The organism is Streptomyces sp. NPDC050509 (assembly GCF_044457965.1).
Lineage (GTDB): Bacteria > Actinomycetota > Actinomycetes > Streptomycetales > Streptomycetaceae > Streptomyces.
In genome coordinates this window covers 1,203,973-1,216,446 of the sequence record NZ_JBITHL010000001.1, presented here as the reverse complement: position 1 = coordinate 1,216,446, position 12,474 = coordinate 1,203,973, and the positions used below count along the sequence as shown (strand labels likewise).

Sequence of the window (12,474 nt, the reverse complement as noted above, 5' to 3'; positions counted from 1 at the left end):
GCGGTGTTTGGCGCGCCGGTTTCCCTCCAGACCGGCGCGGGGCCCCCCCCCCCCCGCACCCCCCCCCCCCCCCCCGGCCCCCCCCCCCCGGGCGGGGGGGGGCCCCCCCGACGTATGTGCGGAGGGCCGAACATCCCTCGGTGATTCATCCAAACTCTGCCCTGGTTCACGGCTCAATAACGCTGCTGTGAGGGGAGAACCGATCCCTTGACACCCGATACATCCGATGTTTTGATGCGCGGAGCGCCAGGAACCGGACCGGCACGAGCAAAGGCACCCGGCTCAACACCCCCCGGCTCAACATCACCCCGGTCAAGCAGCCATACACGACGAAGTGGATGTCGCAATGAAACAACGGCTTTGCGTGAGTGCCACGGCCGCGGGCGCCGCGATGGTGCTCGCGCTGACGGGATGCTCGTCCAGCACGGGCACGGCGAGTCAGTCGAAGGACAGCCTCGTCTGGTCGATGTGGATATCGGGTACGGCGGACAAGGCGGCCTGGCAGAAGGTCGCCGACGCGGCCGGCGGGAACGGCGGGGCGAAGGTCACGGTCCAGGGCTCGCCGTTCAACGACTACTGGACCAAGCTGCGTACCCAGCTCGGCACCGGCGGCGCGCCGTGCATCGTCACCGTGCAGAGCCTCCGGGCGGCCAACTACACGGACGTCCTGCGCCCGATCGACACGTACACCAAGAGCTCGGGCACCGATCTGACGGCCTTCGACGCGACGGCGCTGAACGGTATGAAGGTCGGCGGCAAGCTGTACGCCCTGCCGTACGACACCGGCCCGTTGATGATGTTCTACAACAAGGACCTCTTCCGGCAGGTCGGCGCGCAACCGCCGAAACCGGGGTGGACGGTCGCCGAATTCGAGGCCGCCGCCGCGAAGTTCGAGGCGGCAGGGAAGACGATGTTCGCCTCGACGGTCGAGGACCTCAACCTGGAGTCGATGGTCCTCGGCTACAACGGCGGCCGGGTCATCACCTCCGACGGCCAACTCGACCCGGAGAACGCCAAGTTCGCGCAGGGGCTCGACTGGCTCTCCTCCCTGGTGAAGAAGGGCGGGGCGACCCAGGCGAGCGCGGACGGCTCGGCCGACGACAACGCGTTCGTCGACCAGAAGGCCGGCCTCTACGTCGACGGCCCCTGGTCGCTGCTCCAGCAGAAGTCGAAGGTGACGTTCCCGCTCGGCGTGACCACCATCCCGTCCGGCACCTCAGGACCGTCGAGCTTCTCGGCGGGCTCCGGCTTCGGCATAGCGAAGCAGTGCAAGTACCCCGAGCAGGCGTACCGGGCCATCGAGACCATGACCAGCGAGAAGGTCCTGACCTCACTCGCCCAGCAGGGCAGGGCGTTCCCGGCGCGTACGGCGGCACAGAAGACCTGGTACGCCAACGCGGGCATCGACGGCGCCGAGTCCGTCTTCACCGTGGCGCAGAAGGCCGCCACCCCGCTGCCGGGCAACAAGCAGAGCGACCAGCTCAACCAGTTGTTCGTGCAGTACGCGATCCAGGCGGTCAACGGCCAGGCCACGGGCGCGGAGACCATGAAGTCCATCGCGGGGCAGCTCACCCAGTGACGAGCGCGATGGTGCCGTCACCGGTCTCCCCCGGTGACGAGGACGGAAGAAGTCGGTCGGTGAAGGACGCGGCGGACGCGCCGGACACCAAGGAGACGCAGGAGGCGGAGGGGGCGCGTCGCTCCTGGTGGGGAGCCGCCTTCGCAGCGCCCCACTCGATCGGACTGGCGATCTTCACGGTGGTCCCGATCCTCGCCTCCCTCGCCGTGAGTTTTATGAACTGGCCCCTGATCGGGGAGCGTTCGTGGTACGGACTCGGCAACTACACCCAGTTGTTCGCGGACCCGGTCTTCCGGACGGTCATCCTCAACACGGTCGGCTTCGTGGTGCTGTACGTGCCGCTGAACCTGGTGATCTCGCTCGGTCTCGCGGCCTGGCTGACCCCGCGGATCCGGCACCGGCAGATCTTCCGGGTGCTGTTCTTCATCCCGACGGTGACCCCGATCGTGGCGAACGTCGTCGTGTGGCGGATGCTGTACCAGCCCGACGGGCTGATCGACGCGACACTCCGTTCGACGGTCGGGGCGCAGGCGCCGAACTTCCTCGCGGACGAGAAGTGGGCGATGTTCGCCATCGTCGCGATGAGCGTCTGGCAGGGCTTCGGCTACAACATGCTCATCTTCTCGGCGGCGCTCGACGCGGTGCCGGAGAACCTGATCGAGGCCGCGCAACTCGACGGCGCGGGCCCGTGGCAGACGTTCTGGCGCATCAAGTTCCCGGCCATCTCACCGTCGGTCTTCTTCGCGACGATGATGACGCTCATCACCTCGTTCCAGGTGTTCGCGCAGCCGTTCCTGCTGACGAAGGGCGGCCCGGGCACCTCGACGGAGACGCTCGTCCAGTACATCTACACCACCGGTTTCCAGAACCAGCAGCTCGGACTCGCCTCGGCGGGCGCGTGGGTGCTGTTCGTCATCATCCTCGGGATCACGGCCGTCCAGTTCCTCGGCCAGAAGCGTTGGGTGCACTATGGCTAGCGGTACGCGGACGATCACAGCCGCAGGGGTGGGCACCGGCCTGGGCACACGGGCGCGCCGGGCGACCGGGTACGCGATCCTGTGCCTCATTGCCCTGCTCTTCATGGCGCCGCTCATCTACATGGTGGCGACCAGTCTCAAGCCCGGCTCCGAGACCTTCTCGAACCCGCCCACCCTGTGGGGTTCCTCGATCCAGTGGCAGAACTACGCGGACGTCTTCACCTATCTGCCCTTCGCCCGCTTCATCCTCAACGGCGTACTCGTCGCCACCCTCGGCACCGCCGTCAACCTCGCCGTCGCCGCGTTCAGCGGCTACGCCTTCTCGCGGCTGCGCTGGCGCGGCAGAAACCTCGTGTTCCTGCTCTTCCTGGTGACCCTGATGATCCCGCAGGACGTCCTCGTCATCCCGATGTACGTGATGATGCAGGGCGTCGGATGGGTCGACACCTTCCAGGCGCTGATCCTGCCGTGGGCGTTCACGGCCCTCGGCGCCTTCCTCATCCGACAGTTCTTCCTGACGGTCCCCCAGGAGCTGGACGACGCCGCGCGCGTCGACGGCGCGGGCACCGTCCGTACCTTCTTCAGTGTGATGCTGCCGCTCGCCCGCCCGACCCTCGCGGTCCTGGCCGTCTTCACCTTCATCAGCTACTGGAACTCCTTCCTCTGGCCGCTCGTCGTCATCAACGACGTCGACGCGCGCGCCACTATCCCGCTCGGCCTCCAGGCGTTCTTCGGCCAGCAGGGCAGCCAGTGGAACCTGGTCATGGCCGCGTCGGTGGTCTCCATGCTGCCCACCGTGATCATCCTCGTCCTCCTCCAGAAACACCTGGTCCGGGGCATCGTCACGAGCGGCCTCGGCGGACGCTGAACACCGGCCGGCCGCCCCCGCCCCGTACAACACGCCCGTACAACACACCCCCGTACGAAAACCCACTGACGACAGCACACACACTCCCGCACGGAAGGAACCCGTCCATGACCGTCCCCGCCTGGTTCACCGAGGACCGCTTCGGCATGTTCATCCACTGGGGCCTCTACTCCCTGCCCGCCCGCCACGAGTGGGTGATGAACCGCGAGCGGACGCCGGAGGCGGAGTACGAGAAGTACTTCCGCCACTTCGAACCGGACCTCTTCGACCCCACCGAGTGGGCGCGGGCCGCCAAGAAGGCCGGTATGCGGTACGTGGTCCTCACCACCAAGCACCACGAGGGCTTCTGCCTCTGGGACTCCAAGCTGACCGACTACACCTCGATGAACACCCCCATCGGCAAGGATCTCGTCCGCGAGTTCGTCGACGCCGTACGCGCCGAGGGGCTGCGCGTCGGCTTCTACCACTCGCTCATCGACTGGCACCACCCGGACTTCACGATCGACGGCCACCACCCGCGCCGCGACGACGCGCCCGAGGAGATCGAACGGCTCAACGAGGGCCGGGACATGGACCGGTACCGGACCTATCTGCACGGCCAGGTCGAGGAGTTGCTGACCGGGTACGGCACCATCGACTACCTCTTCTACGACTTCTCGTACCAGCAGGACGACCACCACCAGGTGTGGAACGGCAAGGGCGCCGAGGAGTGGGGCTCCGCGGAACTCCTCGCCCTCACCCGCCGGCTCCAGCCGGGGATCGTGGTCAACGACCGGCTCGACATTCCCGGGGACCTCGTCACCCCGGAGCAGTACCAGCCCGACCGGCCCATGGAGGTCGACGGCGTCCCCGTGGTGTGGGAGGCGTGCCAGACCCTCAACGGGAGCTGGGGGTACGACCGTGACAACGTCAATGTGAAGAGCGTCGGCCTGCTCGTCCGGATGCTCGTCGACGGTGTCTCGAACAACGGCAACATGCTGCTGAACATCGGCCCCACCGGGCGCGGCGAGTTCGACGCGACGGCGGTCACGGCCCTGGAGGGCATCGGGGAGTGGATGCGCCGCCACGAACGCTCCATCCGCGGCGCCGGCCCCGCCGCCTTCCGCGCCCCGGCCGACACCCGCTACACCCGGCGCGGCAACCGCCTCTACCTCCACCTGTTCGCCTGGCCCTTCGAGCATCTGCACCTGCCGGGCCTCGGCGGCAAGGTCGCGTACGCGCAGCTCCTCAACGACGCGTCGGAGATTCCGTTCCGCGAGATCGACCCCTCGGTCAAGGCCCTCACCACGGGCCTCGGCGGCCAGCCCCCCGGCACCCTGACCATCACCCTGCCGATCATCCGCCCCGACGTGGCCGTCCCCGTCGTCGAACTCTTCCTGAAGGAGGATGCCTGACCGGCCGATGACTGACCGGCCGGTGTGCGGGGGCGCGTCGGCCGGGACACCGGGTCCCTCGTCGGCGACGATGACGAGGTCAGGGGTGTCGGCCATGGTGTGATGCCCTTTCACCTTGATTGATGGACGGTCAGCGCGGGGCGCCGCCGATGCTGATGCCGCCGTCCACGTCGAGGACCACGCCCGTCACGTAGCCGGCCGCCTCCGAGCAGAGGTAGGCCGCGGCCTCGGCGATGTCGGTCGGGTCGCCGATGTGTCCCAGGGGCACCCGGGCGGCGAGCTTGGCCCGGCCCGCCGCGTTCATCGAGGCCAGCATCGGTGTGTCGATGAGGCCGGGCGCGATCGCGTTCGACGTCACGCCGTGCGGGGCGCCTTCGAGGGCGATCGTACGGGCCATGCCGACCACGCCCGCCTTGGCGGCGGCGTAGTTGGCCTGCCCGAAGTTGCCGCGCCAGGACATGGAGGAGAAGGACAGGATCCGCCCGTACCCCTGCTCCTTCAGGTGCGGGAAGACCGCGCGGCAGCAGTGGAACATGCCCCGCAGGCTGACATCGACCACGGCGTCCCACTCGTCGTCGGTCATCCGCTCCAGGCGGTTGTCCCGGATCACACCGGCGTTGTTCACCAGGACGTCCACCCGGCCGAAGGTCTCCAGCGTCCCGGCCACCCACGCGTCGACCTGCGGGGCGTCGGCCACGTCCACGACCGAGGTACGGACGTCGCCGTCCGGACGGATGCCGCCGTCGCCGCAGCGGGCGGCCGTCTCCTGCACCGAGACCTCGTTGACGTCGCACAACGCCAGCCGCGCGCCCTCCGCGGCGAACCGCAGGGCCATGGCACGGCCCAGTCCCTGTCCGGCTCCGGTGATCATCACGGTCCGGTCCGTATAACGTCGCACGGTGCTACCTCACGGCTCGCTGGTCGAAGAAACGGGTCAGCTCGGCGGCGATGTCCCGCTCGCGCCAGTGCTCGGCGAACACGTCGAGTTCCCGCAGCAGGGCGTCAGGGACGCCGGGGTCGGCGAGCAGGTGCTTCATCCGTCCGTGGCAGCCCGGCGGCAGCCCCGTGAAGGAGTCCGCCACGGCCGTCACCGTCGCCTCGAAGTCATCGGGTCCGGCCACCGCTTGGACGAAGCCGCTGGGCAGGAAGTGTTCGGCGGGCAGCAGTTCGCCGGTGAGCATCAGGCGCCGGGCCAGCGGATCACCGACCTTGCGGGCCAGCCGTACGCTCGAACCGGCGCCCGGCAGAAGCCCGTTGCGGATGTGCCCGTCACCGATGAGGGTGCCGCCCCGTGCCACCACCGCGTCGCAGGCGAGCGCCAACTCCAGCCCGCCGGCGACCACATGGCCGTGGACGGCGGCGATGACGGGTTTCGGCGCCGACTCCAGCCGGGTGAAGCACGCCGAGACCGAGCCGAGGAACGCCAGCGGGTCCCCGCCGGTACGGGCCAGCTCCAGCAGATGTCGCAGATCGGCTCCGGCGCAGAAGCTCGGCCCGTTCCCGGCGATCACCACCGCCTCGGTGTCCGGGTCGCGCATCGCGGCGGCCACGGCTTCGTCGAGCGCCCGGATCAGCTCCGGGTTGATCGAGTTCCGGCTGTCGGGCCGGTTGAGCCGGATCCGGCGCACGGCGCCGGTCTGCTCGATGAGTACCGCAGTGGTCACGGGCGGGGCTCCGGGTCGGTCTGGCGCTGTCGGCGCAGGACGAATCGCTGGATCTTTCCGCTGGGTGTCTTCGGCAGCCGGTCGGCGAAGTGCACCGTGCGGGGGTAGGCGTGGGCGGCGAAGCGCTTCTTCACCAACTGCTGCAGTTCGGCGGCGAGTTCGTCGGACGCCTCGGCTCCGTCCTGGAGGACGACGAAGGCCTCCAGGACCTCGCCGCGCACCTCGTCGGGTGCGGCGATCACCGCGCACTCGACCACCGCGGGGTGGGTGACCAGGACCGATTCGACCTCGAAAGGGCCGATGCGGTATCCGGCCATGATGATGACGTCGTCGTCCCGGGACGAGAAGTGGAAGTAACCCTCCTCGTCCACGCGTCCGACATCGCCGGTGTGGTACCAGCGGCCGTCGGTGCTGAACTTCCCCGCGCTCCGCGCCGGATCGCCCTCGTACCCGTGGAACCAGGCCAGCGGACTGTCGGTGAGGTCGGCGGCGATCCGGCCGACGGTGCCGGTGGGCGCGACCTCGTCGTGGTCCTCGTACAGCACCCGCAGGCTCCATCCGGGCATCGGATGACCCATCGACCCGGGCCGCACCTCCCGCCGCAGCGCGGGTAGTTGGTGGTTGTTGATCAGCATGCCCGCCTCGGTCTGCCCGTAGTGGTCGTGCACCTGGATGCCGAACGCCTCCTCGGCCCACGCGTTGACCTCGGGTGTCAGGGGTTCGCCCGCGCTGGATGCGCGGCGCAGTGCCAGACCGTCCGGCACCGGGACGCCGGAGGCGCGCAGCGACCGGTACACGGTGGGCGCGGCGGTGAAGTTGGTGACCCGGAGCTCGTCCATCACCCGCCAGGTGAGGTCGGCGGAGAACCCGGAGTGCAGCAGGACGCCGGGTACCCCGAGGCTGAGCGAGGCGATCACCCCGAAGTAGAGCCCGTAGGCCCAGCCGGGGTCGGCGGCGTTCCAGAAGACGTCGTCCCGCGTCACCCCGCAGCCGTACTCGGCGTAGACACGGAAACCGGCGATCGCGGCGGTGGGTACGACGACGCCCTTGGGCCGGCCCGTCGTGCCGGACGTGAAGATGTGCACGAGCGGCGCGTCCCCGCCGAGGGCCGCGGCGGGATACCCGGGTCCGTGCGCGGCCAGCAGGTCGGCGAAGCGGAGATCACCGGCCCGGCCGTCGCCCCCGCTGACGACGATCCGCCACGTCGCGTCGGCCGGGATGTCCTCACCCGGTTCGAGCTTCGGCCGCTGGGCGGCGTCGCAGATGACGATCCTGGTGTCACTGGCCAGCAGCCGCAGCGCGATCGCCGGGGGAGCGAAGGCGGTGAACAGCGGCACCGTCACGGCGCCGAGCCGCCAGGTCGCGAGCAGCGCGACCAGGTAGTCGGCGCTCTTGCCCATCAGCGTCGCCACCCGGTCGCCCGGCCCGATCCCCAGGTCGGCGAGGGCGGCGGCGAACCGTTCGGACTCCGTCCTCAGCCGTCCGTAGGTGAGCACGGTGGACGACAGGTCCGGCTCGACGACGGTGTAGGCGACGGCGTCGGCCGGATGCCCGTCGCAGAGCAGGTGGGCGACGCGGGCGCCCGGGTCGCTGTAGAGGGTGACCAGCTCGCGGACCCGGTCGAGCGGATCGGTGGCGGAGCCGGGGTCTGAGAGGGCCATCGTTTGCCTCATCTCGGAAGGACGAAGACGATCTTCAGGCTGAGTACTATTACGCGTACGTTAGTACCGCGTGACGTATTCATCAAGGGTGTGCGGCGGGCAGCCGAGGGCCGGAGCGGATCGTGCGCACCGCCCCCGGGGGCGCCGGTGGAGGGGTCAGCGGGAGGTCTTGGAGAGCGCCGCGAGAACGAGATTGCTCAGCTCGACAAAGGCGTCCCCGGAGGAGAGCCCGGTGGAACCGAGCAGTTCGCGGCTCTGAATACCGTCGATCAGCAGCCCGACGGCCTGGCTGACGAACTCGGCGTGCACCGAGCGGAAGTCGCCCGACTCCACACCCGCGTGAATCATCTCCCGGACCCTGCGCGTCGCGGCGAGCGAGTTGACGGTGTAGATCTCCCGGGTCGCGTCGTCGTCGAGCATGTCGTCGTAGCACGCCGCCGACATCCGCCGCATCTGCGCGCCCACCGCGGCGAGGTACGTCGCGATCTGCCGGGCCGGGTCCGCGACCTCGGCGACGTCTTTCTCCACCCGCTCCGCGGCGTCCCGGAAGAAGCTCTTGAGCGCGGTCGCCACGAGATGGTGACGGCTGGAGGAGATCGCGTACAGCGTGGACTTCGAGCACTGGAGACGCGCGGCGAGGGTGTCGACGGTCAGCCGGGCGAACCCTTCCGTCAGGACGATCCCCTGGAGCCGCCCGAGCAGCTCGTCCCGCCGGTCGTCGTCGAGGCGCTTGCGTCCGCCACCGGCCGCGCGCCGACCGGTCCGCGAGCCGGGCTGCACCGTTGCGTCACTCCCTACCGAGGCCGAGCTGTTCCGGGTACTGCGTCACGCCTCATCGTACTGCGGGTCCCGGGGAGCGTGGCACGTGGAAGGGGTCGTGGGGCGAGCGCGGCGGGGGCCGGCGGGGGCCGGCCGGTGCGGATCATGACTGCCCCGGTTCGGGTGGGACGGCGGACCGGCCGTCGTCCCGGGGCCGGCCGTCGTCCCCGGCCCGGACGGCGGACGTACTTCTTCGACCGCTACGAACGCGTGCGCCTCCACACGACCCAGGTCAAACTGGAACGCGCGGCGCAGGGGAGGTTGCGGGAAGGGCTGGATCCGGACGGCGCGGCAGCCCTTCTCCAGGCCGTACTGCACGGTCTGCAGTCGCAGTGGCTGCTCAACAAGGAACTCGACATCATCGAGCCCCTCAACCGCTTCTTCGACCTCATCCTCGTACCGGCCGACGAACAGCGCTCCACGGACGAGTCCTGGGGAATTGCCGCCGGTCACCCCGCCCGCGGGTCGACGTGGATCTTCGGTCCCGGTCCGGCGCCGGCCGGGCGCTCTCCGGCGAGGACGGCGCCGGCCTCCTCCAGGCCGACGGTCGCGGCGACGAGCGGTCTCGGGTCGACGGATCCGTCGGCGTACGCGCGGATGGTGTCGTCCAGACCGGGGGAGGCGGACAGGATGCCCACCGCGGTCACGTCCTTGAGCGCGAGCGCGCGGGTGTCGATCCTGCTGGGCTCACCGGACAGCCCCACGTACACGAGACGCCCGGCCGGCTCGACCAACTCCAGCGCCAGACCCGGCAGATGGGCCGCGTTCGACGCGTCGACGACCGCGTCGAACGGCAGGTCAGGGACCGAGTCCTCCGTCCACACGTCCGCGAAGCCCGACGCGTGGGCGAAGGCGAGGGAGTTGTCGGCGCGGCCCATCAGATGCACCTCCGCGCCGGCGGCCCGGAGGAACATCGCGACCAGCAGGCCGATGGTTCCCGGACCGAGCACCAGCGTCCGGTCGCCGGGGTGCGGCGCGGCGGCCCGTGCCGCGCGCAGGGCGTTGCCGCCCGGCTCGACCAGCGCGCCGAGCACGGCGTCGACGGAGTCGGGCAGGACGTGCAACGAGGAGACCGGCACGGCGAGTTGCTCCGCGAGAGCGCCGGCCCGCGCCCCGCGTATGCCGACCTCCTGCCGCTTCCCGCACACATGCTGGTGACCCCGGCGGCAGCGCCGGCAGCCACCGCAGCCCAGCATGGTGTCGCCCATCACCCGCCGGCCCACCCATCCGGGGTCGACCCCGGCACCGACCGCCGCGACACGCCCGGCCCACTCGTGGCCGAGCCGCATCGGGTAGGCGGAGTGCCCCTGGTGGAGGTAGGCCATCGCACCGGTGAAGAACTCCACGTCGGTGCCGCACACACCGCCCCGCTCGACATCGACGACGGCTTCGCCCGGGGCCGCCACCGGAGCCGGGACCTCCCGTACCGCGTACTCCCCGGGTGCCGTCAGCACGAACGCCCGCACGGAGCGGCAGGACGCCGCCGGTGAGATCAACGCGCCGGGCTCTGCCGATCGGCTGGGCCCTGCCGATCCGCAGGGCTCTGCCGGTCCGCCGTGGTCTGTCGATCCGTCGAACCCCTGCGTAAGCTTCCTCAGCTTCACCACGTTCCAGAAATTAGACCGCCGTGTCGATTATTGGAAGGGGCTCCATGGCAAGGCTCCGCAGCGCACAGTGGTACGCGGGTCAGCACCGTAACGCCTACATCCACCGGGCCTGGATGCGCCGCGGCGCGCCGGGGGACGCCTTCACCGGCCGTCCGCAGATCGCCATCGCCAACACCGCCTCGGACCTGACCCCCTGCAACGCACACCTCGGCGAGGTGGCGTGCTCGGTCCGTGACGGTGTGTACGAAGCGGGCGGCATCCCGCTGGATCTGCCCGTGGTGTCGCTCGGCGAGACACAGATGCGGCCCACGGCCATGCTCTGGCGCAACATGGCCGCGATGGCGACGGAGGAGATGCTCCGGGCCAACCCGGTCGACGGCGTCGTCCTGCTCGGCGGCTGCGACAAGACGATTCCCTCGCTCCTCATGGCCGCCGCCTCGGTGGACCTGCCCGCTGTCGTGGTGCCCGGCGGCCCGATGCTGACCGGGACCTTCCGCGGCACACCGCTGGGCTGCGGCACCGATGTGTGGCGGCTCTCCGAGGAGGTCCGGGCCGGCACGCTCTCGCCGGAGGAGTTCACCCGCTCCGAGTCGTCGATGATCCGCAGCCGGGGCCACTGCAACACGATGGGGACCGCCTCGACGATGGCACTGGTGGCCGAGGCCCTGGGCACGGTCGTCCCCGGTGTCGCCGGCACCCCCGCCCCCGACAGCCGCCTGCTGGAGGCCGCTCACGGCACTGGCCGGCTCGCGGTGGAGATGGTGTCCGCCGACCGGCGCCCCGGCACCTTCCTGACCGAGGCGTCCTTCCACAACGCGATCGTGGCGCTGGCCGCCGTCGGCGGTTCCACCAACGCCGTCGTCCATCTGCTGGCGATCGCCGGCCGGCTCGGGGTCGAGCTGTCCATCGACGACTTCGACCGGATCGGCTCACGTGTGCCGGTCCTCGTGGACCTCCAGCCGGCCGGTCGCTTCCTCATGGACGACTTCCATCGCGCGGGAGGCCTGCTCGCCGTCCTGCGCGAGGTCCGTGACCTGCTCGACCCCGACGCGCTGACCGTCACCGGCGAGCCGCTGGTGGACCATCTCGACGACGCCCCGATCCGGGACACCGAGGTCATCCGTACCCGCTCCGCGCCCCTGGTCGCCGAGGGCGGCATCGCCGTCCTGCGGGGCAACCTCGCACCCGACGGAGCGCTCATCAAGACCGCGGCGGCCTCGCCGCACCTGCTGCGCCACCGCGGCCGGGCGGTCGTGTTCGACAGCATCGAGGACTTCCACGCCCGCGTCGACGACCCGGACCTCGACGTCGACGCCGACTCCGTCCTCGTCCTGCGCGGCTGCGGCCCCAAGGGGTACCCCGGCATGCCGGAGGTGTCGAACATGCCGCTGCCCAAGAAGCTGCTCGAACAGGGTGTCCGCGACATGGTCCGGGTGTGCGACGGCCGGATGAGCGGGACGGCGTACGGCACGGTCGTCCTGCACGTGGCACCGGAGGCCGCGGCCGGCGGCCCTCTCGCCCTGGTGCGGACGGGGGATGTCATCAGCCTCGACGCGGAGGCCCGCCGTATCGACCTCGACGTCCCGGCCCACGAACTCGCCCGCAGAACCCCGAACGAGGCCACTGTCACCGGCTTCGCCAACCCCCGGCGCGGCTGGGAACGGCTCTACGTCGACCATGTCCTACAGGCCGACACCGGTGCCGACCTGGACTTCCTGATCGGGTCCAGCGGCTCGGAGGTGAGCCGCGAGTCGCACTGACCGTCCCGTCCGGCGCACCCGTCGGCCGGCGGCTCACGGGCGCGGGGCGCTGTCGCCGTCGCCATTCTTGGCCGTGGCTCCCATGATCTCTCCGTACATCTTGGTCGGGGCGGTGGAGCCGAGTGCGGAGTTGACCGAGACCAGG

At 70.3% G+C, this 12,474-nt stretch carries 10 protein-coding genes; 5 read left to right on the top strand and 5 right to left on the bottom strand.

The genetic code is table 11. The features are described from left to right. The first annotated feature begins 364 nt into the window (after positions 1-364). From ACIBJC_RS04590 to ACIBJC_RS04575, 4 genes are all read left to right on the top strand, one after another. Positions 365-1,579, top strand: coding sequence for an ABC transporter substrate-binding protein (locus ACIBJC_RS04590; RefSeq protein WP_399287640.1), 1,215 nt, complete (start codon positions 365-367; stop codon positions 1,577-1,579). A gap of 59 nt (positions 1,580-1,638) precedes the next feature. Beyond that, the gene (locus tag ACIBJC_RS04585; protein WP_399287638.1) at positions 1,639-2,556 is read left to right on the top strand and encodes a carbohydrate ABC transporter permease; all 918 of its coding nucleotides are present in this window, start codon (positions 1,639-1,641) and stop codon (positions 2,554-2,556) included. After that, positions 2,549-3,424 carry a carbohydrate ABC transporter permease gene (locus tag ACIBJC_RS04580; RefSeq protein WP_399287636.1) on the top strand — a complete coding sequence of 292 codons (876 nt, stop codon included), beginning with the start codon at positions 2,549-2,551 and terminating at the stop codon, positions 3,422-3,424. Before ACIBJC_RS04585 ends, ACIBJC_RS04580 begins: the two co-directional genes overlap by 8 nt. A 107-nt stretch (positions 3,425-3,531) precedes the next feature. Next, on the top strand, positions 3,532-4,818 hold the full coding sequence (locus ACIBJC_RS04575) for an alpha-L-fucosidase (protein WP_399287634.1): 1,287 nt from the start codon (positions 3,532-3,534) through the stop codon (positions 4,816-4,818). Positions 4,819-4,948: 130 nt separating this feature from the next. On the opposite strand, the gene ACIBJC_RS04570 is transcribed toward ACIBJC_RS04575, so the two are convergent. The 5 genes from ACIBJC_RS04570 to ACIBJC_RS04550 form a co-directional block, all read right to left on the bottom strand. Further along, entirely contained in the window at positions 4,949-5,716 is a 768-nt protein-coding gene (locus ACIBJC_RS04570) for an SDR family oxidoreductase (protein ID WP_399287631.1), read from the bottom strand. 4 nt (positions 5,717-5,720) lie between these two features. Further along, positions 5,721-6,482, bottom strand: coding sequence for an enoyl-CoA hydratase/isomerase family protein (locus ACIBJC_RS04565; protein WP_399287628.1), 762 nt, complete (start codon positions 6,480-6,482; stop codon positions 5,721-5,723). Further along, positions 6,479-8,143 carry an AMP-binding protein gene (locus ACIBJC_RS04560; RefSeq protein ID WP_399287626.1) on the bottom strand — a complete coding sequence of 555 codons (1,665 nt, stop codon included), beginning with the start codon at positions 8,141-8,143 and terminating at the stop codon, positions 6,479-6,481. Before ACIBJC_RS04560 ends, ACIBJC_RS04565 begins: the two co-directional genes overlap by 4 nt. 156 nt (positions 8,144-8,299) lie before the next feature. Then, positions 8,300-8,923, bottom strand: coding sequence for a TetR/AcrR family transcriptional regulator (locus ACIBJC_RS04555; protein WP_399287624.1), 624 nt, complete (start codon positions 8,921-8,923; stop codon positions 8,300-8,302). 488 nt (positions 8,924-9,411) lie between these two features. Then, complete coding sequence (locus ACIBJC_RS04550; protein ID WP_399288148.1) at positions 9,412-10,428, bottom strand: zinc-binding dehydrogenase; 1,017 nt, start codon at positions 10,426-10,428, stop codon at positions 9,412-9,414. A gap of 185 nt (positions 10,429-10,613) precedes the next feature. Between ACIBJC_RS04550 and ACIBJC_RS04545 the strand changes: the two genes are divergently transcribed. Further along, complete coding sequence (locus ACIBJC_RS04545; protein WP_399287621.1) at positions 10,614-12,329, top strand: IlvD/Edd family dehydratase; 1,716 nt, start codon at positions 10,614-10,616, stop codon at positions 12,327-12,329. Positions 12,330-12,474: the final 145 nt, after the last annotated feature.

Excerpts from the sequence above, each read along its gene's own strand:
- ACIBJC_RS04580 (WP_399287636.1), top strand. The coding sequence starts at position 2,549 with ATGGCTAGCGGTACGCGGACGATCACAGCCGCAGGGGTGGGCACCGGC.
- ACIBJC_RS04575 (WP_399287634.1), top strand. The coding sequence starts at position 3,532 with ATGACCGTCCCCGCCTGGTTCACCGAGGACCGCTTCGGCATGTTCATC.
- ACIBJC_RS04560 (WP_399287626.1), bottom strand. The coding sequence starts at position 8,143 with ATGGCCCTCTCAGACCCCGGCTCCGCCACCGATCCGCTCGACCGGGTC.
- ACIBJC_RS04545 (WP_399287621.1), top strand. The coding sequence starts at position 10,614 with ATGGCAAGGCTCCGCAGCGCACAGTGGTACGCGGGTCAGCACCGTAAC.